22 protein-coding genes and 1 pseudogene are annotated in these 21,885 nt (G+C 57.5%); 15 read left to right on the top strand and 8 right to left on the bottom strand.

What is annotated here, in order from left to right:
- Positions 1-28: 28 nt before the first annotated feature.
- From PhaeoP97_RS15920 to PhaeoP97_RS15910, 3 genes are all read right to left on the bottom strand, one after another.
- A complete protein-coding gene (locus tag PhaeoP97_RS15920) occupies positions 29-1,603 on the bottom strand; it encodes a gamma-glutamyltransferase family protein (protein WP_072505899.1) in 1,575 nt (524 codons plus the stop codon).
- Between the two features lie 319 nt (positions 1,604-1,922).
- Positions 1,923-2,369 carry an ATP-binding protein gene (locus PhaeoP97_RS15915; protein WP_072505898.1) on the bottom strand — a complete coding sequence of 149 codons (447 nt, stop codon included), beginning with the start codon at positions 2,367-2,369 and terminating at the stop codon, positions 1,923-1,925.
- Between the two features lie 35 nt (positions 2,370-2,404).
- Positions 2,405-2,749, bottom strand: a complete 345-nt coding sequence (locus PhaeoP97_RS15910; RefSeq protein ID WP_072505897.1) for an STAS domain-containing protein — start codon at positions 2,747-2,749, stop codon at positions 2,405-2,407.
- A 93-nt stretch (positions 2,750-2,842) separates the two neighbouring features.
- Here PhaeoP97_RS15910 and PhaeoP97_RS15905 point away from each other — a divergent pair, with 93 nt between their 5' ends.
- The 9 genes from PhaeoP97_RS15905 to rarD all read left to right on the top strand — a co-directional run bounded on the left by PhaeoP97_RS15905 (position 2,843) and on the right by rarD (position 13,447).
- The gene (locus PhaeoP97_RS15905; RefSeq protein WP_072505896.1) at positions 2,843-4,015 is read left to right on the top strand and encodes an acetyl-CoA C-acyltransferase; all 1,173 of its coding nucleotides are present in this window, start codon (positions 2,843-2,845) and stop codon (positions 4,013-4,015) included.
- Between the two features lie 94 nt (positions 4,016-4,109).
- Positions 4,110-4,568 (top strand): GAF domain-containing protein, encoded by a 459-nt coding sequence (locus PhaeoP97_RS15900; protein WP_072505895.1) that lies wholly within the window; start codon positions 4,110-4,112, stop codon positions 4,566-4,568.
- A gap of 191 nt (positions 4,569-4,759) precedes the next feature.
- The gene (locus tag PhaeoP97_RS15890) at positions 4,760-5,329 is read left to right on the top strand and encodes a helix-turn-helix domain-containing protein (RefSeq protein ID WP_072505893.1); all 570 of its coding nucleotides are present in this window, start codon (positions 4,760-4,762) and stop codon (positions 5,327-5,329) included.
- A complete protein-coding gene (locus PhaeoP97_RS15885) occupies positions 5,329-5,958 on the top strand; it encodes a LysE family translocator (RefSeq protein WP_072505892.1) in 630 nt (209 codons plus the stop codon). The genes PhaeoP97_RS15890 and PhaeoP97_RS15885 overlap by 1 nt, the downstream gene beginning before the upstream one ends.
- Entirely contained in the window at positions 5,955-6,326 is a 372-nt protein-coding gene (locus tag PhaeoP97_RS15880) for a GFA family protein (protein WP_072505891.1), read from the top strand. The genes PhaeoP97_RS15885 and PhaeoP97_RS15880 overlap by 4 nt, the downstream gene beginning before the upstream one ends.
- Before the next feature lie 53 nt (positions 6,327-6,379).
- Entirely contained in the window at positions 6,380-8,827 is a 2,448-nt protein-coding gene (locus tag PhaeoP97_RS15875; protein ID WP_072505890.1) for a GcvT family protein, read from the top strand.
- On the top strand, positions 8,808-9,848 hold the full coding sequence (locus PhaeoP97_RS15870) for a GlxA family transcriptional regulator (RefSeq protein ID WP_072505889.1): 1,041 nt from the start codon (positions 8,808-8,810) through the stop codon (positions 9,846-9,848). The genes PhaeoP97_RS15875 and PhaeoP97_RS15870 overlap by 20 nt, the downstream gene beginning before the upstream one ends.
- A gap of 95 nt (positions 9,849-9,943) precedes the next feature.
- Entirely contained in the window at positions 9,944-12,394 is a 2,451-nt protein-coding gene (locus PhaeoP97_RS15865; RefSeq protein WP_072505888.1) for a GcvT family protein, read from the top strand.
- A gap of 156 nt (positions 12,395-12,550) precedes the next feature.
- A complete protein-coding gene (gene rarD, locus PhaeoP97_RS15860; RefSeq protein ID WP_072505887.1) occupies positions 12,551-13,447 on the top strand; it encodes an EamA family transporter RarD in 897 nt (298 codons plus the stop codon).
- Here rarD and PhaeoP97_RS15855 read toward each other — a convergent pair.
- Both PhaeoP97_RS15855 and PhaeoP97_RS15850 read right to left on the bottom strand, forming a co-directional pair.
- Positions 13,418-14,149 carry an SGNH/GDSL hydrolase family protein gene (locus PhaeoP97_RS15855; protein WP_072505886.1) on the bottom strand — a complete coding sequence of 244 codons (732 nt, stop codon included), beginning with the start codon at positions 14,147-14,149 and terminating at the stop codon, positions 13,418-13,420. The genes rarD and PhaeoP97_RS15855 overlap by 30 nt on opposite strands.
- Before the next feature lie 5 nt (positions 14,150-14,154).
- Positions 14,155-14,568 (bottom strand): nuclear transport factor 2 family protein, encoded by a 414-nt coding sequence (locus PhaeoP97_RS15850; RefSeq protein WP_072505885.1) that lies wholly within the window; start codon positions 14,566-14,568, stop codon positions 14,155-14,157.
- 128 nt (positions 14,569-14,696) lie between these two features.
- Between PhaeoP97_RS15850 and PhaeoP97_RS15845 the strand changes: the two genes are divergently transcribed.
- Positions 14,697-15,350 (top strand): RluA family pseudouridine synthase, encoded by a 654-nt coding sequence (locus PhaeoP97_RS15845; RefSeq protein WP_072505884.1) that lies wholly within the window; start codon positions 14,697-14,699, stop codon positions 15,348-15,350.
- A gap of 12 nt (positions 15,351-15,362) precedes the next feature.
- On the opposite strand, the gene PhaeoP97_RS15840 is transcribed toward PhaeoP97_RS15845, so the two are convergent.
- Positions 15,363-16,220, bottom strand: a complete 858-nt coding sequence (locus PhaeoP97_RS15840) for an alpha-1,2-fucosyltransferase (RefSeq protein ID WP_072506529.1) — start codon at positions 16,218-16,220, stop codon at positions 15,363-15,365.
- A 69-nt stretch (positions 16,221-16,289) separates the two neighbouring features.
- Entirely contained in the window at positions 16,290-16,793 is a 504-nt protein-coding gene (locus PhaeoP97_RS15835; protein WP_072505883.1) for a VOC family protein, read from the bottom strand.
- Positions 16,794-17,122: 329 nt separating this feature from the next.
- On the opposite strand from PhaeoP97_RS15835, the gene PhaeoP97_RS15830 reads away from it, so the two are divergent.
- The 5 genes and pseudogenes from PhaeoP97_RS15830 to PhaeoP97_RS15815 form a co-directional block, all read left to right on the top strand.
- Positions 17,123-17,422, top strand: a complete 300-nt coding sequence (locus tag PhaeoP97_RS15830; protein WP_237028954.1) for a glyoxalase superfamily protein — start codon at positions 17,123-17,125, stop codon at positions 17,420-17,422.
- A gap of 72 nt (positions 17,423-17,494) precedes the next feature.
- Positions 17,495-17,938, top strand: a complete 444-nt coding sequence (locus PhaeoP97_RS20550) for a hypothetical protein (RefSeq protein ID WP_217525901.1) — start codon at positions 17,495-17,497, stop codon at positions 17,936-17,938.
- Positions 17,939-17,977: 39 nt separating this feature from the next.
- Positions 17,978-18,994 (top strand): Mu transposase domain-containing protein, encoded by a 1,017-nt coding sequence (locus PhaeoP97_RS15825; RefSeq protein WP_237029020.1) that lies wholly within the window; start codon positions 17,978-17,980, stop codon positions 18,992-18,994.
- Positions 18,991-19,722 carry an IS21-like element helper ATPase IstB gene (gene istB, locus PhaeoP97_RS15820; protein WP_072503358.1) on the top strand — a complete coding sequence of 244 codons (732 nt, stop codon included), beginning with the start codon at positions 18,991-18,993 and terminating at the stop codon, positions 19,720-19,722. Before PhaeoP97_RS15825 ends, istB begins: the two co-directional genes overlap by 4 nt.
- Before the next feature lie 128 nt (positions 19,723-19,850).
- Positions 19,851-20,060: pseudogene (locus PhaeoP97_RS15815) on the top strand (glyoxalase superfamily protein); the annotation flags it as partial.
- Positions 20,061-20,143: 83 nt separating this feature from the next.
- On the opposite strand, the gene PhaeoP97_RS15810 reads toward PhaeoP97_RS15815, so the two are convergent.
- Complete coding sequence (locus tag PhaeoP97_RS15810) at positions 20,144-21,583, bottom strand: aldehyde dehydrogenase family protein (RefSeq protein WP_072505882.1); 1,440 nt, start codon at positions 21,581-21,583, stop codon at positions 20,144-20,146.
- Positions 21,584-21,885 lie beyond the last annotated feature (302 nt).

Here is a 21,885-nt window from a genome sequence, read left to right as displayed (position 1 = left end):
CCAAATCTTCGGTGGTACTTGTTGTTGGTCAGTACCCCAGCGCGCACCCATCCTTGCGCGGGTCGCTGGCGCCCTCCAGAACACCAGAGGAATGAATTTGGATCGCCTGCGCCCCCCCTATTGCGGTGTCGGGAATGGTGACGTCATGGCCGAGGTCTGCCAGTTCCTGCCGCACGGTGTCGCTATAGCCGCGTTCCACCTTAAGCACCCTGCCGTCGGCAAAGGCACGCGGCATGTCAATGGCTGCCTGCGGATCCATCCGAAAATCTGTCAGGTTAGAGACAAAACGAGCATGACCATTAGGTTGGTAGGCCCCGCCCATTACACCAAAGGGCATGGTGACGTCGCCATTCTTGCGCAGCATGCCAGGGATGATGGTGTGCATAGGGCGTTTGCCACCCGCGAGCATGTTTGGATGGCCTTCTTCGAGGGTAAAGCCTGCACCTCTGTTTTGCAGCAGGATACCGAATTTATCCGAGGCGATCCCGGATCCGAAGCCGTGAAAGATCGAATAGATCAGCGAAACCGCCATATGGTCCTTGTCAACCACGGTGATATAGATCGTGTCCTTGTGAACGGCCTCGCTGAGCGGAGCGGCGGCAGCCATTGCCCGCTTTGGGTTGATCCGCTCTGCCAGCCGCGCGGCGGTTTCAGGGGCGAGCATATGGTCCAGTCGGCTTGTATGATCTGGGTCAGCAATGAAACGATTGCGTGCATCATAGGCCAGTTTGGCGGTCTCGGCCTCAATATGGACCCGCTCTGCACCTGTCGGGTTCATTGCGGCGATGTCAAAATGCTTGAGAATGTTCAGCATTAGGATCGCGGTGGCACCCTGACCATTCGGTGGATGTTCTACCAGGTCCAGCCCCTTGTATTCGCCAGAGACCGGTGTGGTCATATCGGCGGCTATGCTGGCGAAATCCTCGCGGCTATGCACCCCGCCACGCGCCTGTAACGTGGCAATCATGTCATCTGCGATCTCGCCGCAGTAGAAGGCATCCCGCCCATCTTTGGCGATCCGCCGGAGCACTTCGGCCTGGCCCGGCGCGCGGAATATCTGGCCGATTTTTGGGGCGGCACCGTCGAACAGATAGTGTTCGCGCGCGCTGCCTTGCAAAGTGTCCGCATCATTTTGCCAGTCAAAGGCCACCCGTGGCGCCACCGGCACACCGGTTTCTGCATAGTGAATGGCGGGCGCCAATAGCGCATCAAGACCTAGCCTCCCCTCGGTCTGTGACAATTTGCAGAAGGCGTCAATCGCGCCCGGCACGGTCACCGCATCCGGGCTGTTTAGCGGAACTGTCGTTAGGCCAGCCCCTCGCAGCGTGGCCGCTTCGGCTGCTGCTGCGGCGCGCCCTGATCCGTTCATGGCCTGCACGGGAGAGCCGGGACGGGAGTAAAGCACGAAACAATCACCGCCAATTCCTGTCATCTGCGGTTCGCATATGCCAAGCAGAACTGCGCCGGCGATGGCCGCATCCATCGCGTTACCACCGCGTTTCAGGATGTCGATTGCGGCCCCGGCTGCCAGAGGATGAGACGTGGCGCAGAGGCCGTTTTCTGCAAAAACGGCTGATCGGCCTGGGGAATGAAAGTCGCGCATGCTGTCTCCTGTGTTCGGGAGGCAGAGTAGGCCGTGCCAGAGCAAAGGCAATGAGAAAGCGCCGCGACTTGTAGCGAGCACCATATTAGAACAGGGCAAGGAGCCCTTTTTCCATTACAGTTACATGCGGCACGGATTGAGCAGAGACATGAGCGAGATCGGTAGAAAGCACTGCCGTCTGCGCTGGCGGTGGGGATCTTCCCTTATCCAAGGCAAAGTACGTCGTCCTGGGCCGATGTATTTCGTTCCCGGATCTGCAAGGTCGTGGTCGATTATGCAGGTGACTAGAATGAATCCGAAGGATCAGTCTGCGAGATCTTCAGTCGGGTTTTGCGTTGCGCATCTTGATCTCAAAGCAAAGGGAAAGGTTGTTTCCAGTTGCATCGCGTTTGTACTGCACGTCAGAAGCCAGCTCTCTGATCAACAACCAGCCAAAGCCACCTTCTGGTAATTTGTCGGTTTCAACTGTCAGGTCATGCGCCGTTGCGACTGGCAGTTTACCATCCTTGAAAGGAGCGCCGCCATCACCGATAGAGATCCACAGTTGGTCGGGGTGTAGGTTGCAGCGAATGCGCACATCCCCAATGTCCATGCCTGCATACGCGTGTTCAACGACATTGTTCACGGCCTCTGTCAGCGCAATCTGCACCTCGTCGACACGGGAATCAGAGATTCCCATCGTGCGCAGCTGCGCTATAACGTCCTGCACCCCGGATCTGGCCTCCAGTTCCGTGGCGATAAACGAGCAAGAAAATGTCTCAACCATTGTCTTTTCACTCCGCGTTGTCAGCACGCGTGGGTTCAAGAGTCGATGCGGGTGGCAGTTGTCGCGTCGCTTAGCGAGATGTACAAATCAAAAACAGTGTCCATTCTAGTCAGACGGAATACCTTGTCGACCATCGGTGTCAGCCCGGCGAGGTCCAGTTTACGGCCTTGGCCTAACTGCTTCATGGCTGCAACAATAGCGCCAAGTCCGCTGGAATCGATAAATCTCACCTCGGATAGGTCAAGAATGACCCTATCAGGGCCATTTTCGGTGGTTGCGCGCATGTCTTCTTTGAATTGGATGGCCATAGCTGCATCAATGCGTTCGGCATTGACGGTCACGATTTGCGTACCATCTGCTGTTGTGCTGGTCAGGCTCATGAGTGTCCCCGCGTCAATATGTGTTGACGATCAGCCTAGACGTCAATCCTTACGATTTTGTATGCACTATTTCGACAATAGGAGGAATATTTGATGAAGAATGTTGTGATCGCAGGCGCGGCCCGCACCCCCATGGGCGGATTTCAGGGCATGTATGACGGGGTCGCAGCTGCTGACCTCGGAGGTGCTGCGATCCGTGCAGCGCTTGAGGGCGCTGGTGCCGCCACGGTTGATGAGATCCTGATGGGGTGCGTGCTGCCTGCCGGACAGGGACAGGCACCGGCAAGACAAGCAGGGTTCGCGGCGGGGCTGGGCGAAGAGGTGCCTGCGACCACGTTGAACAAGATGTGTGGATCAGGAATGAAGGCGGCAATGATTGCCTACGATCAAATCGCGCTTGGCCAGACTGATACCATGGTCGCAGGTGGCATGGAGAGTATGACCAACGCCCCGTATTTGCTGCCAAAAATGCGCAACGGTGCGCGTATCGGCCACGGTCAGGTGATTGATCATATGTTTCTCGATGGGCTGGAAGACGCCTACGATAAAGGCCGTCTTATGGGCAGTTTCGCCGAGGATTGCGCGGAGAGCTATCAGTTCACACGCGAGGCGCAGGATGACTATGCGCTGACCTCTTTGTCCAACGCTCTGGCAGCACAAGAAAACGGTGCCTTTGACAGTGAAATTGCTCCTGTGACAGTCAAGACCCGTCGTGCTGAGGTGGTAACAGATACGGATGAACAGCCAAAATCTGCGCGCCCGGACAAGATTCCGACGCTTAAACCCGCGTTCCGCAAGGATGGGACTGTTACCGCGGCGAATGCGTCCTCGATCTCCGATGGTGCTGCGGCGCTGGTGCTGGCATCAGAGGATGCCGCCAAGGCGCAGGGTTTGACCGTGCGGGCGCGTGTCATAGGCCATGCCAGCCACGCTCAGGCGCCAGGGCTCTTTACCACCGCTCCGGTTCCGGCTGCCAAAAAGCTGATGAAGCAGATCGGGTGGAACGTGGATGATGTCGATCTATGGGAGGTAAATGAGGCGTTCGCGGTGGTGCCGATGGCCTTCATGCATGAAATGGGACTCCCACGTGACAGGGTAAATGTGAATGGTGGCGCATGCGCATTGGGCCATCCCATAGGTGCCTCAGGTGCGCGGATCATTGTGACGCTGCTCAACGCCCTTGAAAAACGTGGGCTAAAGCGCGGCATCGCGGCGATTTGCATTGGTGGTGGTGAAGGCACAGCAATCGCAATCGAGCGGACCTGATCCGGGTCGCACGGGTATTACATAAGAAATTGACCATTTGTCAGGGAGCGGGCACAAAGCCTGCTCTCCTATTCTTTGCCCCTCAGAGATTGCCATGACCCGAGTAGACTACGCCTATCTGGCCCAGACCATCGTCGCTTTGACCGAAGGTGAAACCGATACAGTAGCACTAATGGCCACAGTGGCCTGCGAAGTACATCACAGTGATGACCGATTTAACTGGACAGGGTTTTATCGCGTCGTCGCGCCTGAGTTGTTGAAGATCGGCCCCTACCAAGGCGGACATGGCTGCTTGCAGATCCCGTTTTCTCGGGGCGTTTGCGGTGCCGCGGCGCGAACAGGCGAGGTGCAGCTGGTTGCAGATGTCGATGCGTTTCCCGGCCATATCGCTTGTGCGACCTCGACCCGGTCGGAATTGGTGCTACCGGTCAGAAATGGGGCAGGTGATATTATCGCGGTCTTTGATATCGACAGCGATCTGCCAGATGCTTTTGACCGGGTTGATGCGGAGCAAATGTCAGCGATTTTGAAATCGGTGTTTGCCCCGATCTGAACCGATGGGCGATTGGTCTTTGCCCTTCGGCCCTTGGCCTCACCTCAGGATACCATTGAAAAGAAGAAAGCACCCGGTGCGGATGGCGCCGGGTTCTTTTTTTGTGGATCTGGTCTGGATGAAAAAACACTTGGAATTTTCATGGAATCGCGACATCGTGAAAAAAGGCAGAAAATTTTCACGGGTGTCATGTGACAGATCAATCACCACAACCTGCGACCCTGGGCGCTGACCTTCGGGCATTGCGCAAGGCGCGTGGGACGACGCTTGCGGATCTGGCCGCGCAGCTGGGGCGTTCTGTCGGCTGGCTAAGTCAGGTTGAGCGGGACAAATCTGAGCCGTCGATTTCGGACCTTCGCGCGATTTCGACATGTCTTAATGTGCCGATGTCCATGCTCTTTTCCCATTCGGCGGCCCCCGTCGCAGAGCAGGGGTATGTCGTACGTGCTGGAGCGCGCCGACCGATGGGGTCCGGCGAAGAGGGGCTGATCGAAGAGTTGCTCTCCCCGGATCTGACAGATGACTTCGAGATGGTGCATTCCACTTTTCAACCACATTCACGGATGCAAACGCCAGCAGACCGACCCACGCAGGAGGTGGGGTATATTATCTCGGGGCGGCTCAATCTGTTGATCGGTGATCGTGCATTTGATGTCGGTCCTGGCGACAGTTTTCGCATTCGCCACGAACGCTACCAATGGTCAAACCCCTATGATGAGCCCTGCGTGGCGGTCTGGGTTATCGCGCCGCCAGTGTACTGATGAGTTTTGAAGCCTGGTCCATATTCGCGCTGTTCTGGCTTGTCTTCGTCACCACACCGGGACCGAACGCCGTGAATTGCATATCCAACGGCATGAGCCTTGGGTTCGGGCGGGCGATGATTGGCGTGTTGGCAATACTGACGCAGGCGACGCTGTTTTTACTGCTCTCAGCGCTGGGCGTGACGGCGTTGCTTGCGGCCTTTCCCACTGGATTTTTCGTCGCGAAGCTTATCGGGGCTGGGTTTCTGATGTATCTAGGCATCCGAGGATGGCGTCAGGCAAACAGGCCTATTCCGGTGATCAAGCGACCGGCCCGGCATGTCTACTTGCATGCTTTGGCAGTGGCCACAATCAATCCCAAGAGTGTCGCAGGCTATCTCGCAGCATTTTCGCAGTTTGTGCAGCCTGGCGTGCCAATGCAGGAGCAGATGCTGGTGATCATGCCCACAGCGCTGCTGCTGACGACGCTCAGCTATACCGGGTTCACGCTGCTTGGTGTGGGGATGGGGAAGGCGGCTATGGCAACAGTGTTCAACGTCTGGATCCGTCGCGCCCTGGCAATCTGTTTCATCATCTACGGCGTGCTGCTGGGGGCAAGCAGCACACCACAGCTGGAGTCTGCATCATGATCAAGGGATCCTGTCTCTGTGGCAACATTCAGTTTGAAACGGCGGCCAGGCCCAATGGAGTGTCGATGTGTCATTGTGGCCAATGCCGCCGCCAGTCGGGAGGTATCTGGTCATCAGCCTATGTGGCGGACACTGATCTGGTCATAACAGGCGAGGTCAGCTGGTACGCGGCCAGTTCGGTGGCACAACGTGGTTTCTGTGCGCGTTGCGGATCGTTTCTGTTCTGGAAAGCCTGCACCGAAAGCAACATCAGTTTTTCTCTTGGTGCGGTCGAAGCGCCCACCGGGCTCAGCTTGGAAAAGCACATCTTTGTTGCGGATAAAGGTGACTACTACAAGATCGCCGACGGTTTACCGCAAGAGGACTGAGGTCCAGGCCGGCGACAAAAATACCACGTGAAATGATACAAAAGGAGGCACCCATGTCTGATTTTCCAACCAAGGCCCGTGTGGTCATTATCGGCGGCGGTGTCGTCGGCTGTTCATCCCTGTATCATCTTGCCAAAAAGGGGTGGACTGACTGTGTACTTTTGGAAAAGAACGAGCTGACAGCGGGTTCTACCTGGCATGCTGCCGGCAATGTTCCGACGTTTTCGACATCCTGGTCTGTCATGAACATGCAGCGTTATTCGACCGAACTGTATGCCCGCCTGGGGCAGGAGGTCGACTATCCGATGAACTATCATCAGACCGGGTCAATACGTCTTGCGCATACCAAAGAGCGGATGCAGGAATTTGAACGCGCCATGTCGATGGGCCTATATCAGGGCATCCACATGGAGATGTGGACGCCGGAACAAGCCAAAGAGAACTACCCGTTTCTTGAGATTCACGATTTGGCCGGTGTGCTCTATGATCCGACCGATGGTGATATTGATCCAGCACAGTTGACCCAGGCCCTGGCTAAGGGGGCACGTGATATGGGGGCCAAGATTATCCGGTTCTGCCCGTCCACCGGCGTCACGCAGCAGGACGACAAAACTTGGATTGTTCATACCGAAAAAGGCGATATTGCATGTGATTACGTGGTTAATGCCGCGGGGTACTATGCCCAGAGGGTTGGGGAGTGGTTCAAACCTTTTGGTGGGCGCACGGTGCCGATGATGGTGATGAGTCATCAGTATCTGCTGACCGAGCAGATCCCGGAGGTTGAAGCGCATGCCAAGAAAACTGGCAGAAAGTTGCCCCTGATCCGCGACGTGGATGTTTCATATTACCTGCGCCAGGAGAAGAACGGCTACAATCTTGGTCCCTATGAGCCAAACTGCAAAGGTCACTGGATGACCGAGGACGACAAGATGCCGGACGATTTTTCATTCCAGCTTTGGTCGGACGATCTGGACCGCATAGAGGATATCGTGACCGATGCGATGGAGCGTGTGCCTTTGATGGCAACATCAGGCGTGTCCAGCGTCATCAACGGGCCAATCCCCTATGCGCCTGATGGCCTGCCGCTGATTGGGCCAATGCCGGGTGTTGATAACGCGTTTGAGGCTTGTGTCTTTACCTTCGGCATCGCCCAGGGGGGCGGCGCTGGCAAAGTGCTGGCCGAGTGGATCGTGGATGGTCAGACCGAGTGGGACATGTGGTCCTGTGATCCGCGCCGATACACTGATTACACGGATCAGGATTACTGCGACAAAAAGGGGATGGAAGTTTATGGCAACGAATATGCCATGCATTTTCCTCACCATGAATGGCCTGCCGCACGCGATAAGAAAGTTGGTCAGGTACACACCAAGATTATAGAGATGGGTGGCCAGATGGGGGCCTACAACGGTTGGGAGCGCGCCAATTGGTTCGCAAAGCCGGGTGATGATACCTCTGAGGCGGCGACCCACACATGGGGGCGGTCTGGTCCGTGGCAACAACGCATTCAGGAAGAATGTGAAGCGGTGCGGGACGGTGTCGGTGTACTGGATCTACCGGGGTTCTCGCGGTTCAACCTGTCTGGTGCAGGCGCGGCAGAGTTCCTGCGGGGCCGCGTCACCGGCGGTCTGCCCAAGATCGGGCGGATGAACCTGGTTTACTTCGCCGATGACCGGGGCCGCATTTTGACAGAAATGTCCTGCATCCGCCATGGCGAGAATCATTTCACTATGATCACCGCAGGTGCAGCGCAGTGGCATGATTTCGATGTGTTGCGTCGTGGTCTGCCCGCGGATGTCGGCCTGACAGACCACACAACGGAATATGCAACCATGATCGTAACGGGCCCGCAGTCACGCGATCTGCTGGCCGGCCTGAGTGACGCCGATCTCTCTCTTGGCTGGCTTAACCATCAGGAGGCGACGGTGGCTGGCAAACCTGCGTTCTTGGCGCGTGTGTCTTTTGCCGGGGAGCTGGGCTGGGAGGTTCATTGCGTAAACGAACACCAACCTGCGATCTACAACGCAATTCTTGAGGCTGGGGCAAAGCCCTTTGGCATGTACGCGCTGAACTCGCTTCGGATCGAAAAAGGGTACCGGGCATGGAAGGGGGATCTTTCGACCGATTACTCGCTGTTGGAAGGTGGATTGGAGCGGTTCGTAAAACTGGACAAGCCACAGGACTTCCCAGGTAAGGCAGCATTGTTGGTGGAAAAGCAGCAGGGGCTGAAGAAGCGTTTTGTAACGCTGAAGGTCGACGCAGGGGAGGCGGATGCCCCCTACATGTCGTGTATCAAAAAAGACGGCGAGATCGTGGGCGAAACAACTTCGGGTGACTGGGGCTACCGGGTCAACGCCTCCGTCGCGCTGGGCATGGTGCGGGCGGATCTTGCCACACCGGGCACAGAGCTGGAGGTCGAAATCTACGGCGAAAGTTGTCGCGCGGTGGTTCAGCCAGATGCACCGATGTGGGATCCGAACAATGACCGGCTCCGCGCCTGATCGCTCGATTGTCCCTGCTCCCGGTGGTACGGTCGTGAGCAGGGACAAAGGCCCTTGGCAGGTGGACATCCTGCTGGCTGAGGGCTTTGTCCTAACCGAGTTCTCAGCGGTTGTTGAACCCTTGCGATTGGCCAATCGCGTGTTGGCACAACCGCCATTTACCTGGACACTGCGCTCGGCGAAAGGCGGTCCGGTTGGTTGTCGGGCCGGTGCCTATGTAGAGACAGAGACGTTTGTGGCGCGTTCCGATGCAGCCTGCGTGTTTGTACTGGGGAATACTGATCCGGATTGCCCGGCGCTGTCGATGGGGCCGGTTATCTCCAACTATCGAAGCCGTGGTGCCAAGGTTTATCTGCTGGCAGAGGCTGCCAGCCGCTATATCCGTGACCACGGTAGGGACGGCGCGCAGCACACAACTCATTGGGAAAACGCCACCCTGATGCGCGAGCGCATGGGGCTATTCGACGCCAGCTATGCGTTGGCCAGTGAGCATGGGCAGGTGGTGACATGCGCGGGCATGGGCGCCACCGTGGATATTGTTTTGACCTTGATCGGACAGTTGACCAGCGCCGCCGCCCAGATGACGGTGGCGAATATTCTGCTGCATGACAAGGTACGGGACTATGCGTCGCTGCAACCGTTTTCTGGTGTGAAACCTACCATCACCGGAGACGCTGATCTGGATCAGGCGATCCGGGTGATGCAGGACAACATCGAAGAGCCGCTGCCAATCAATGAAATTGTTGCGGACTTGGGTATTTCGACGCGCTCGTTAGAACGTAAGTTCAAAACATTTCTGGGCACCACACCCAATGGGTTCTATCGAGAAATGCGTTTGAACAAGGCCAATAACCTTCTTCTCAATACCACGATGAGTGTGCGTGAAATCGGCCTCGCCTGTGGATTCTCCAACGGGTTTTCGACCCTATATAAGGCCTTTTTCGGCGTCACCCCCTTTAGCCTGCGAAAAGCCAGTCGCCAGTCTCAATCCAATCGGGGTCCGCGCAATCCGGCGGATTGACGATGGTGAATTCTGCAAGATAGTTGGCGTTTTTGGTGCATTTTGTGTCGCCTATCCATGTCAGGATCTGTTCAAGCGAGTTCAGGAGAAACACGATGAGCGATCTTCCCAACAAGGCCCGTGTGGTCATTATCGGCGGCGGCGTGATCGGCTGCTCGGTGGCCTACCACCTGACCAAACTGGGTTGGAAAGATGTGGTGCTGCTGGAGCGTAAGCAGCTGACCTCGGGCACCACCTGGCACGCTGCGGGCCTGATTGCGCAGTTGCGCGCCACCGCCAATATGACCAAGCTGGCCAAATACAGCCAGGAACTTTATGGCGCGCTGGAAGAAGAAACCGGCGTCGCCACCGGCTTCAAGCGCTGCGGCTCAATCACTGTTGCGCTGACCGAAGAACGCAAGGAAGAGATCTTTCGCCAGGCCGCCATGGCGCGGGCCTTTGGTGTCGAGGTTGAGGAGATTTCCCCTGAAGAGGTGAAAACCCGCTACGAGCACCTGAACGTCGGTGACGTGACAGCCGGCGTGTGGCTGCCGAAAGACGGGCAGGGCGACCCGGCAAATATCGCGCTGGCCCTGGCCAAGGGCGCCCGCCAGCGCGGTGCGCTGGTCAAGGAACGGATCAAGGTTACCGGCATCGCCAAGGACGGCCGCCGTGTCACCGGTGTCGATTGGGTCAGCGATGACGGCCAGTCGCAGGGCCACATTGAGGCCGACATGGTGGTGAACTGCGCCGGCATGTGGGGCCATGAGGTTGGCCGCATGGCGGGCGTCAACGTGCCGCTGCACGCCTGCGAGCATTTCTACATCGTGACCGAAGGCATCACCGGCCTGACCCAGATGCCGGTGCTGCGCGTTCCGGACGAATGCGCCTACTACAAGGAAGACGCGGGTAAAATCCTGATCGGCGCGTTTGAGCCAAACGCAAAACCCTGGGCGATGAACGGCATTCCCGATACGTTCGAATTCGACCAGCTACCTGAGGATTTCGATCATTTCGAGCCGATCTTGGAAGCCGCCTGCAACCGGATGCCGATGCTGGCTGAGGCAGGCATCCACACCTTCTTCAATGGTCCCGAAAGCTTCACTCCGGATGACGCCTACCACCTCGGCTTGGCGCCGGAGATGGACAATGTCTGGGTTGCGGCAGGCTTCAACTCGATCGGTATCCAGTCGGCAGGCGGCGCTGGAATGGCGCTGGCTCAGTGGATGGAAGACGGCCAGAAACCCTTTGATCTGGGCGACGTAGACATCTCCCGCATGCAGCCGTTCCAGGGTAATAAGCACTACCTGTTCGAGCGCTCTAAGGAGACGCTGGGCCTCTTGTACGCCGACCACTTCCCCTACCGTCAAAAGGCCACCGCCCGCGGCGTGCGCCGCACACCGTTTCATCACCACCTGTTGGAACAGGGGGCCGTAATGGGCGAAATTGGCGGTTGGGAACGCGCCAACTGGTTCGCCGACGAAGGCCAGGAACGCGAGTACCAATACAGCTGGAAGCGCCAAAACTGGTTTGAAAACTCCGCCGCTGAACACCGTGCTGTGCGCGAAAATGTCGGCATGTACGACATGTCCTCCTTCGGCAAAATCCGCGTCGAAGGCCCGGATGCAGAGATCTTTCTGAATTACATCTGTGGTGCCAACCTCAGCGTCCCTGCGGGCAAGATCGTTTACACCCAGTTCCTGAACACCCGCGGCGGGATTGAGGCCGATGTGACCGTCACCCGCCTGTCCGAGACCGCCTATCTGGTGGTGACCCCGGCAGTGACCCGCCTGGCGGATCAGACCTGGATGATGCGCCATGTGGGCGACCACCAAGTGGTGATCACCGATGTGACCGCAGGCGAGGGGGTGCTGGCGGTGATGGGTCCAAACGCGCGCAAATTGCTGCAGAAGGTGTCGCCAAATGACTTCTCCAACGCGGTGAACCCCTTTGGTACTGCGCAAGAGATCGAGCTGGGCATGGGCCTCGCCCGTGTGCACCGCGTGACCTATGTGGGCGAACTGGGCTGGGAAATCTATGTCGGCGCCGACATGGCAGGCCACGCGTTTGAGACGCTGCACGAGGCGGGTCAGGACATGGGACTGAAGCTTTGCGGTATGCACATGATGGACAGCTGCCGGATCGAGAAGGGCTTCCGCCACTTTGGCCACGACATCACCTGCGAGGACAATGTGATCGACGCGGGCCTTGGCTTTGCGGTGAAGACCGATAAAGCGGATTTCATCGGCAGGACAGCAGTGCTGGAACGCAAGGAGGTCGGCCCCAAGAACCGCATGCTGCAATTCAAACTGACCGATGCCGAACCGCTATTGTTCCACAACGAGCCGATCATTCGCGACGGCGAGTATGTGGGCTACCTTAGCTCTGGCAACTACGGGCATACCCTGGGTGCTGCCATCGGCATGGGTTACGTGCCCTGCGAAGGCGAAAGCGCGGCAGATGTTCTGGGGGCCACCTATGAAATCGACGTCTGCGGCGTAAAGGTGAAGGCCGAGGCCTCGCTGAAGTCGATGTACGATCCAAAGTCAGAACGGGTGAAGGTCTGAACAGGGTCTCACCATCTGGGTATGTGCGCAATCCGCGCGACCCTTGGGTTGGCAGCAAAAAATAGTCTGCCAGCGACCAGCCATGTTGTATTATTCGGGTTTGCCATCTGTCAATTCGGGCGCGCCCTGTCATAAACGCGGGACAGGGAGACGCCTATGACCGCGCCACAGCTTGAAAACAAAGATACCCCGCAGGGCCTTGCTTTTGCGGTTGCCGCCTATCTGATGTGGGGGTTCTTACCGCTTTATATGAAGGCGCTTGCGCATATGCCCGCAGCTGAAGTTGTGGCGCACCGCGTGATCTGGTCCGTGCCGGTGGCCGGTATCTTGTTGATTGTGCTTCGCCGTACCCGCGAGTTGCGCGCGGCCCTGAAATCCCCCAAGGTTTTGATGATGGGCTGCGTCACTGCGGCGTTGATCTCGGTGAACTGGGGTATCTATGTTTGGTCCATTGCCACTGGCCATGCACTGGATGCCGCGTTGGGCTACTACATCAACCCGCTGTTCAGCGTCACGCTTGGTGCAGTTGTGTTACGCGAGCGTCTGACCCCAGCCCAACTGGTTGCTATTGCGTTGGCGGCGCTGGCGGTGGTGGTGCTTGCCGTGGACGCCGGGCGGTTGCCTTGGGCGGCCATTGGCTTGACCCTAAGCTGGGGGTTTTATGCCTTTTTTAAGAAATCCCTGCCAATTGGCCCTAATCAGGGCTTTATGCTGGAAGTGCTGATCCTGACACCCCCAGCGCTGGCCTATTTGGCCTACCTCAGCACAACAGGGGCCGCACATTTTGGTGGTAGCTTTGGAGATACAGCGCTTTTGCTGGGCTGTGGTGTGGTGACGGCAGTGCCGCTTATTACCTATGCGAACGGTGCCAAACTGTTGCGGCTGTCGACAATCGGCATCCTGCAATACATCGCGCCGACTATGATTTTCTTGGCGGCGGTGTTTCTATTCGGTGAGGAATTCGGCCGTGCGCGCATGATCGCCTTTCCGATGATCTGGATGGCGCTCGTGATCTATTCGGTCTCACTGGTGCGGCAGATGCGTCGCGCTTGAATGCTGCAAATGCCCTTGTCGTACGCTATTGGCCAGTGCCGCTGCCCATAGGGCATAGGCCTGTGCTGAAGGGTGATACCCGTCCTGGGCCGCCAAATCCGGATCAGCGGGAATCTCGAACGGTAAATGCACGACGCCCGACTGTGTCGCCAGGCGTGCAAGAACCCGATCAAGGCGCGCCGCATGGCGTCCTAAAATCCAGGCGAGCGGGCTAGGCAGAGCAGGGAACTGCGCCATCGGTGGCACCCCCGACATCACCACCAGCTCCACTCCAAAGCGATCCTGTAGCAGCGCGATCAGCGCCGACTGTTCCATGTGAAACCGTCGTGCCGACGATAGCCGAGTGACGTCATTCACGCCCAGTGCCAGCACGGCGACATCGAATTGCTGCGGCGGCAGAGCCAGCAAACGCGCGCGTGTGTCAGCGGTGCGGTGGCCATTGCTCGCCTCCAGCCGCCAGGTCAGATGTCGCCCCGGTGCAAGCAGGTTGACCAACTGGCCAGACAACGCGTCCTCTTGCCGGGAAACGCCAACTCCGGCAGCAGAACTGTCCCCGGCGATAAGGAGACGCAACGGCTCGCCCTGACCCAGCTGACCAAATCGTGGCCCCGCAGGTTCTGGTAGTCGCAGCGCTTTGCGCCGTACATTCACCGCCTGCACCAGCAGGAGCGGGAGCAGAATGATCCGCAGTAGGCGATCCACGCCGATCAGCTCAGCGCGGATTGATATTGCAGAAAACGCGGATCAGTGGTTACCCGCGCCATGATCGCATCGCGCAACACGCCAACGCTTTTGTAGGGGCGCATAACCACCTCAAACCGGTTGATAAGCCCGGAATCGTTTAGGGTGATTAGGTCTACCCCGACAGCATCCAGGTCTCCGATCTTGCAGTCGAACTCTAGCGCCCAATCGACACCGTCACCCATGATACGGCGATATCGAAAGTCGCTGAACACCTGGCCGACATGTCCCAGGATCGCCGCTACCGGCGCGCGACCGGTCCAGGTCTTCCAGTAGGTAGGAGGCAGGAATTGCACATTTTCGGCCAGCAAATCGGCGATCTTGCTGTCATCTCCCTTGGCGACAACGTCCTGTAGTTTGTTGATCGTTGGATGGACCATGATCTGCCTCTTTTGCTGCTGCTGATAAATGTGTCTTGTGCCGATACCTTGTCGATCACGGGTATATCGAACAAGCGCGACGTAGCGATACCTTGCCCTGCCAGCGCGAGACCGCTAGGCACGCGGCCATGACAGTTTCAAGCGACTACACTCCGCCGCAGGATCCACTGGAGATTCTGCACCATGACGCCCAGATTTTGGTGGCGAACAAGCCCGATGGCTTGCTGAGTGTACCAGGGCGTGGTGAGCATCTGGCGGATTGTCTTCTGACACGTATTCAGGCTGTCTTTCCCGAGGCGCTTTTGGTGCACCGTCTGGACCGCGATACCTCTGGTGTGATGGTATTTGGTCTCACTCCGCACGCGCAGCGGCACCTGTCGATGCAGTTTGAAAAACGGACTGCCAAAAAAGCCTATATCGCCCGTGTTGCGGGTCGTCTGGAGCCACGTAGCGGAACAGTCGAGCTGCCCCTTATCGTGGACTGGCCCAACCGTCCTCGGCAGATGGTGTGTCATGATACCGGCAAAGCGGCGGCGACGGATTGGCGCGTGATGAAATACGAAGAGGAGGCCACCCGTGTGCGGCTGACACCCAAAACGGGCCGAACACATCAGCTGCGGGTGCATATGCTGTCGCTGGGCCATGCCATCCTTGGCGATCCGCTCTATGCAGAGGGAAGCGCATTGGAACATCCGCGCATGATGCTGCATGCTGAAGAACTAAGGATAAAACACCCGGACAGCGGTGAGTCGATGAAGTTCCGCGCCAAGGCGCTGTTCTGAGCGCATCCGAGCCTAGACGCTGATACGCAGCCAATCTGATGGCAGGATATCGGGGTTTTGAAGTTTGGGGTCACCGAACCATTTTGCGGGCCCCGCAACGCGCCGTCCCGGTGTCTGGTTCAGCCAGGCGGCCCACCAGGAGAACGAGCTGTTGCCGATGATATTGTGCTGGCAGAGACTCATCAGGCGCATGTCCTCATAGTCCGTGTCCGCGCCATTGAAATCCACCACAACCTTATCACAGGGCAGGGGTAAGTTGTCCTTGGCCCATTGTGGATCATCTGAAAAGACATAAACGATCGGATTGCCTTTAACCCCCTCCAATACCTGTGCCAGTGCCGCATCATAGTATGCCTGATCACACAGCACATGTGCCGCCAATGTCAGATAATCCCCACGGCGCACATGCAGCGAGATCGCGTTTGTCTCTCTGATCTGCGCTGCCATCTCCGTATTTTGCTGGTTTGAAAACACCGGAAAGGTGAAGTCCGTACGAATACGCGCAGCGATATCGCAGAAGTACCGCTCGCTCTGCCAATACCCGTGCAGATAGCTACCATCGCCCCATTGTTCGAACGTAGGATTGTAGCCAAGGCCGGTTTCACGATGAAACCTGGGCTTCATTCCTAGCGACTGTCCAACCCCGCGCCACAATGCATAGCGCAGCGGTGTGGTTTGCCGCAGGGGCGGCAATGGTGCTGGCCGCACCAAATCAAGATCAAAGACCCGCGTCAGAACGCCTTCGCCTCTGGCCTCGGCTTCGCGGCTGTCCAATGCCAGACCCACGCCCAGGCGCTCTGCCAGCGCACGCGCCGCTGCATATTGAAACATCTGGTTGCCAAGTCGGCCATGCAGTCGGGTGATGATCATCATTTGGTCCTCAGACAGCTACATGAGGTTCATAGGCCGACCGGCAAGCGCTGGCCAGTCCCGTTCAGATCAGCTGTCGATTCTTGCCAGCCAGGCGTTGTAGCTGTCGACGCCGAAACCGGGGTCTGGTTGCTCTGCCAGTGGGGCGAGGATCTCAATGGAATGCCCGTCTGGATCATTGAAATAGATCGACAACGCAGGCATCCAGCCCAGAACCACGGGTTGGTCTGTTGGCGCACCATGAAAATCAAGCGGCACCACACCTGCGTCACACAGGCGATCACAAACTCCGTCCATCGCCGTCACGGTGCTTCGAAAGGCCATATGCAATCGCATACCCATCGGGGCGGACCCACCGGACCACAGTCCCAGCATCCCGCTTTCGTGGCCTCCAACCCAGTAGAAGGCAACGTCGCGCTCGGGCAGATAATGGGCCAGCTTGAGGCCAATCGTAGTCTCGTAAAACGCCATTGCTACGGCAAGATCTCTGACCGGAAGATGGGTTTCGTAGATGCCGGTCAATTCTGTGGTGATGCTGGGTTTGCGGGCACGGGTAGGTTCTGGCTTGGTCATCTGGTCCTCTGGTGTGGTATGACTTTCCGGTATTTTACAAGCTCAGGTTAGGTTTAGATCAAGAGACCTATTTCCGCATTTTCCAGCCATGGTTTTCTGCGGATGAAACGCCGGTCAGAGGTGTGGTGTCTGTTGCCCGGGTCTTGACCTTGAAGGGGTGAACAGCCTAAGGCTGACATCAGGGTCGGGGCCCTGCCGCTCGCGGTCGTAATGGCTATGGTGAAACCTCGTTTCAAATACCCTGTCTTTCGCCCATCCGATTGATGCGCCAATGGCAATGCGAGCTCCATTTTACCCGGCGCATCTTGTTGATTGGACAAGAGGCAAAAATGACAAACAAGCAGAGAGAACTCCCGACTGTCGGGATCTTAAAACAGCAGGCCCGCAGTCTGCGCCAGCAGTTGCAAGCCCGCAATCTGATGGTGTCCCATAGCACAGCGCTTGAGATGGTGGCGCGGCAATACGGCTATGGCGATTGGAATACCCTTAGCGCCAAGGCAGACAGACCGCGCCCGAACACCCCGCAACAAACACTACGCGTCGGGCAGACGCTAGAGGGGCGCTACCTAGACCAACCCTTCAAGGCTGTGAATCGGCATGCGAAATTGACCCACTTAGGTGGGTTATGAGCGAGTAAAATTGACCCACCTGTTTCGTTAACATCCGCGCTTCAAGTGCGGAGGAAAGAGCAGGTGTTATTGATGGAAAGTGTATCGAAGATCCGTCTGTGGGTGCTGGTTGAAGGGCGCAGTATCCGGTCTGTTGCGCGGGCGACGGGATTATCGCGCAACACGATCAAGAAGTATTTGAAGGATGAGAGCCCGCCGAGCTACCAGCGCCAGGCTCCACCGGTTCGGCACAAACTGTGCAACGGGTTTGATCTCCGGCTTCAGGAACTGTTCGATCAGGACCAGAAGCGACCACGTCGGGAGCGGCGAACGGCCCAGAAGCTTTATGAGCAGCTCGTGGTGGAAGGCTACACCGGGTCCTATTCTCCAGTTCAGCGATTTGTCCGCGATCTGAAGCGGGCTGGCGCCGGTTCTGGCGATGCTTTTATCCCCCTGCATTTTGCTGCTGGTGACGCCCTTCAGTTTGACTGGAGCGAAGAACGGGTTGTCCTGGGCGGCGTTGAACAAAAGATCTAGGTTGCCCATTTCCGCCTGTGCCACAGCCGCAAGCCTTTGGTGATCGCCTATCCCGGCGAAGCCCAGGAGATGGTTCTGGATGCTTTTGTGCAGGCACTGTCTTTCTATGGCGGGGTTCCACGACGGGTGATCATTGATAACCCCAAGACCATGGTGACCTATGTGTCCCGCTCGAAGGACCGGATATTCCATCCCCGGTTCCTGGCTCTGATGAACCACTATGTGATGGAACCTGTTGCCTGCACGCCCGCAGCGGGTTGGGAGAAGGGGCAGGTCGAGAACCAGGTCCAGTTTTTGCGCGGCCGGTTGTTTGTGCCCAAGCCTGCCTTTGAAGATCTTGATGCGCTGAACAACTGGTTGCGCCTGCGCTGTGAAGAACTGGCCAATCGTCCCCATCCCGAACAGCAGGATCGCACGATTGCCGAGGTGTTCGAAGACGAACGCGCCGAGCTGCGCCCCTTGGGTCGGCCTTTTGACGGCTATGTTGAGAAGACGGTTCGTGTCCGATCCACTTGCCTGGTTCAATATGCCAGCAACCGCTACAGCGTCCCGTCCCACTTTGCCGGTCAACATGTGTCGCTGCGCGCTTATGCGGGCCGGATTATGCTGGTGTCGGGCCAGGATATCATCGCCGAGCATAAGCGCCGCTTCACCCGCAACGTCAGCTACTTTGAACCCTGGCACTATGTTCCTCTGCTGGATCGCAAGCCCGGCGCCCTACGCAATGGCGCACCCTTCGTGGACTGGCAACTGCCTGAGGCCATGCACCAGATCAGGGAACATTACATGGCAGACAAGGGCGGGGATCGGGAGTTCGTTGATCTGCTTCTGCTCGTCCAGGATCACGGGATCGAGGTTGTCGAGATGGCTTGTGAACTGGCCGTGGCACAAAACACCCTCCGCCTGCCCGCCATCATCAACCTGATTAACCAGTTGGTGGAGCCGGTCATCACGCCGCTCAGCGAAGCCTATGCCTATCCGCAACTGACCCTGCGACCCGAGGCCGACTGCAAGCGCTATGAGATCCTGTGCTCGACTGAGGAGGTTGCCGCATGAACGCCCTGATCGACCAACTGACCGCCCTGAGGTTGCACGGAATGGCAGCTTGCGCACATGATTTGCTGTCCGCGCGCAAGCCACCAAGTCTGACCACAGCGATAAAGCAACTGATCGACGCGGAGACTGTAGAGCGGCGGGCGCGCTCTATCCAGTATCAAATGAGGATCGCGAAGTTCCCCCATCATAAGGACTTCGCCACCTTCGATTATGGTGCTGCCGCCATCACCCAGACCCAGATCGAACCGTTCTGCACAGGGCAGTTCACCCAAGAGGCGCACAACCTCATCCTGGTGGGCGGAACCGGCACCGGCAAAACCCATATCGCCATCGCTTTGGGCACCACCCTGATCACCAACGGCAAGAAGGCACGCTTCTTCAACGCCGTCGATCTGATCAACGCCCTGATCAAGGAACAGGCCGAGGGCAATGCCGGGAAGATCATCCGGCAACTCTCGGCTCTGGATTGCGTCATCATCGACGAGCTGGGCTACATCCCGTTCCCCAAGTCTGGCGGAGCATTGCTGTTCCATCTGATCAGCAAGCTCTACGAGAAAACCAGCGTCATCATCACCACCAACCTGGAGTTCGGAGAGTGGGTCTCGGTCTTTGGCGATGCCAAGATGACCACCGCGCTGCTGGATCGCGTCACCCACCATTGCGCAATCATCGAAACCGGCAACACGTCCTATCGCTTTGCTCAGAGCAAAAGCCGCAGAGAAAAGTAACCGTCCCGAAAGCAAAGCCCCCAGACGGACTCGCTATATGAGGGCGGCCCGCCTGGGGGCTTTGCGCCACATGGGGTGGGTCAATTTTAAATGCTGAAACCGGGTCAACTTTGAACGCTCATTGACACTTCAAGGCAGAGCTGCGTGGGTTGCAGGTGTTTGGGGATGGCGCCCGTCGCCGTGTGACCTTGCATCTGGAGGAGCCGGTGGACGTGGTGAAATTCGACAGTTTTTCGGCGCTGCGCCAACGGATCAACGGGACAATCGGTTGGGATGGCCGATCGGTCGAGCGGACTTCGGATGGGGTGCCTCAGCTGGTGCTGGAATTGCCCAACTAGAGCAGATTTTTGTAAGCAAACAAAAAGAGCCGCCTCAATAGGCGGCTCTTTCTCTGCATTCATAGTATCAGATGAGGGCTGGCTTATTCGGTAGCCCAGCCACCCACAGCTTTGACCTCTAGGAAATCCTCAATACCCCAGCTGCCACCTTCGCGGCCGTTTCCGGACTGTTTCATTCCGCCAAATGGCGATCCGGCAGAGCGGGATTTCCCGTTCATCTCGATCATGCCAGCCCGCAGTTTGCGGGCCATGCGATTGGCACGATTCGCGTCTTGGGTCTGTACGTAGTTCGTCAGGCCGTAGGGGGTGTCGTTGGCGATCTCGATGGCTTCCTCTTCGCTCTCAAAGGGAATGATTGATAGAACCGGGCCAAAGATTTCTTCGCGAGCGATGGTCATCTGGTTGTTCACATCGGCAAAAACGGTTGGTTTGACATAGAAACCCTGGTTCAGCCCATCCGGACGCCCAGTTCCGCCAGCAACAAGGCGCGCGCCTTCGTCGATGCCTTTCTGGATCAGGTCCTGGATCTTGCCCCATTGCAGTTCGTTTACCACGGGACCGATGTGGCGACCTTCGCTAGACGCGGGGCCAACCTCAACCTTGTTGGCAACTGCGGCAGCTTCTTCGACGGCTTTGTCGTAGACGCCTTTCTGAACCAACATGCGGCTTGGTGCGTTACAGCTTTGACCGGTGTTGTTCATCATATGCAGAACGCCGCGCTTGACCGCTTTGTCGTCGGCATCGTCAAAAATCACGTTGGCACCTTTGCCGCCCAGCTCCAGATGGACCTTTTTAAGAGTATCTGCGGCCGCTTTGGAGATTGCAGTGCCGGCGCGGGTCGAACCGGTAAAGGAGACCATATCGACATCCGGATGGCTGGACAGCTGTGTCCCAACACCGACACCGTCGCCGTTCACCAGATTGAAGACACCAGCAGGAAAACCGGCCTCATCCATCATCTCGGCAAAGATCATGGCGTTGAGCGGGCTTTGCTCGGACGGCTTGAGGACCATAGTGCAGCCTGCAATGGCCGCTGCGCCAACTTTCAGAGTCACTTGATTCATAGGCCAGTTCCACGGCGTAATCAGCGCTGCGACGCCAACCGCCTCGTGGATGATCCGGTCATTGGGAGCGTGGTCACCGAGCGGGGCTTCGAACGCGAAACTCTTGGCGGCACGGATGAAGTTCTGCAAGTGATAGCTGCCGGCACCTGCCTGCTGGCTACGGGCCATGTCGATGGGCGCGCCCATCTCGGCGCTCATCGCTTGCGCCAGATCTTCGGTACGGGTTTCGTAGATGGCGATCAGCTTTTCAACCAAGGCGATCCGCTTGTTCACAGGCGTGGCCATCCAGCCCGGCAGTGCGGCTTTTGCCGCAGCAACGGCTGCATCGGTATCAGCGGCATCACCCAACGAAATCACGGCGCAGGCCGCTTCGGTCGACGGGTCGATCACTTCAAAATCGTTCGGGGAAGCTGGGGCGACCCATTGGCCGTTGATGTAGAAATCACGTTTCTCGATCATGTTTTGATCTCCCGTAGGTCTGGGGTTGGCGGTCAGATGTCCCGCGATTGGGCGACACTCTGTCACCGGTGTTTCAGATGGGCAAGAGGCGGCAATCATAATTTGATCAAATTTAAGAGTGGCGCGTATTGCGTCTTTGGCCTCTCGCGTGGAATGGACAGCACAGCGATCGTCACTTTCTGCGCGGTCCGTATTATCCACGACTGATTGACGCGCACAGCGATCTTTTAGACTGGTCATGGGCCGCCAAGGGTTTAACCTGCGCTGCGAGTGGTTAGGTTAACCCCACACCGTGCATTTAT

Origin of the sequence: Phaeobacter porticola (genome assembly GCF_001888185.1) — a bacterium.
In the GTDB taxonomy this organism is placed as follows: Bacteria; Pseudomonadota; Alphaproteobacteria; order Rhodobacterales; family Rhodobacteraceae; genus Phaeobacter; species Phaeobacter porticola.
The sequence above is the reverse complement of the archived record's forward strand: the minus strand, read 5'-3'. Positions and strand labels throughout refer to the sequence as shown.

Excerpts from the sequence above, each read along its gene's own strand:
- PhaeoP97_RS15920 (WP_072505899.1), bottom strand. The coding sequence starts at position 1,603 with ATGCGCGACTTTCATTCCCCAGGCCGATCAGCCGTTTTTGCAGAAAAC.
- PhaeoP97_RS15915 (WP_072505898.1), bottom strand. The coding sequence starts at position 2,369 with ATGGTTGAGACATTTTCTTGCTCGTTTATCGCCACGGAACTGGAGGCC.
- PhaeoP97_RS15910 (WP_072505897.1), bottom strand. The coding sequence starts at position 2,749 with ATGAGCCTGACCAGCACAACAGCAGATGGTACGCAAATCGTGACCGTC.
- PhaeoP97_RS15905 (WP_072505896.1), top strand. The coding sequence starts at position 2,843 with ATGAAGAATGTTGTGATCGCAGGCGCGGCCCGCACCCCCATGGGCGGA.
- PhaeoP97_RS15900 (WP_072505895.1), top strand. The coding sequence starts at position 4,110 with ATGACCCGAGTAGACTACGCCTATCTGGCCCAGACCATCGTCGCTTTG.
- PhaeoP97_RS15885 (WP_072505892.1), top strand. The coding sequence starts at position 5,329 with ATGAGTTTTGAAGCCTGGTCCATATTCGCGCTGTTCTGGCTTGTCTTC.
- PhaeoP97_RS15880 (WP_072505891.1), top strand. The coding sequence starts at position 5,955 with ATGATCAAGGGATCCTGTCTCTGTGGCAACATTCAGTTTGAAACGGCG.
- PhaeoP97_RS15875 (WP_072505890.1), top strand. The coding sequence starts at position 6,380 with ATGTCTGATTTTCCAACCAAGGCCCGTGTGGTCATTATCGGCGGCGGT.
- PhaeoP97_RS15870 (WP_072505889.1), top strand. The coding sequence starts at position 8,808 with ATGACCGGCTCCGCGCCTGATCGCTCGATTGTCCCTGCTCCCGGTGGT.
- PhaeoP97_RS15865 (WP_072505888.1), top strand. The coding sequence starts at position 9,944 with ATGAGCGATCTTCCCAACAAGGCCCGTGTGGTCATTATCGGCGGCGGC.
- rarD (WP_072505887.1), top strand. The coding sequence starts at position 12,551 with ATGACCGCGCCACAGCTTGAAAACAAAGATACCCCGCAGGGCCTTGCT.
- PhaeoP97_RS15850 (WP_072505885.1), bottom strand. The coding sequence starts at position 14,568 with ATGGTCCATCCAACGATCAACAAACTACAGGACGTTGTCGCCAAGGGA.
- PhaeoP97_RS15845 (WP_072505884.1), top strand. The coding sequence starts at position 14,697 with ATGACAGTTTCAAGCGACTACACTCCGCCGCAGGATCCACTGGAGATT.
- PhaeoP97_RS15840 (WP_072506529.1), bottom strand. The coding sequence starts at position 16,220 with ATGATCATCACCCGACTGCATGGCCGACTTGGCAACCAGATGTTTCAA.
- PhaeoP97_RS15835 (WP_072505883.1), bottom strand. The coding sequence starts at position 16,793 with ATGACCAAGCCAGAACCTACCCGTGCCCGCAAACCCAGCATCACCACA.
- PhaeoP97_RS15830 (WP_237028954.1), top strand. The coding sequence starts at position 17,123 with ATGACAAACAAGCAGAGAGAACTCCCGACTGTCGGGATCTTAAAACAG.
- PhaeoP97_RS20550 (WP_217525901.1), top strand. The coding sequence starts at position 17,495 with ATGGAAAGTGTATCGAAGATCCGTCTGTGGGTGCTGGTTGAAGGGCGC.
- istB (WP_072503358.1), top strand. The coding sequence starts at position 18,991 with ATGAACGCCCTGATCGACCAACTGACCGCCCTGAGGTTGCACGGAATG.
- PhaeoP97_RS15810 (WP_072505882.1), bottom strand. The coding sequence starts at position 21,583 with ATGATCGAGAAACGTGATTTCTACATCAACGGCCAATGGGTCGCCCCA.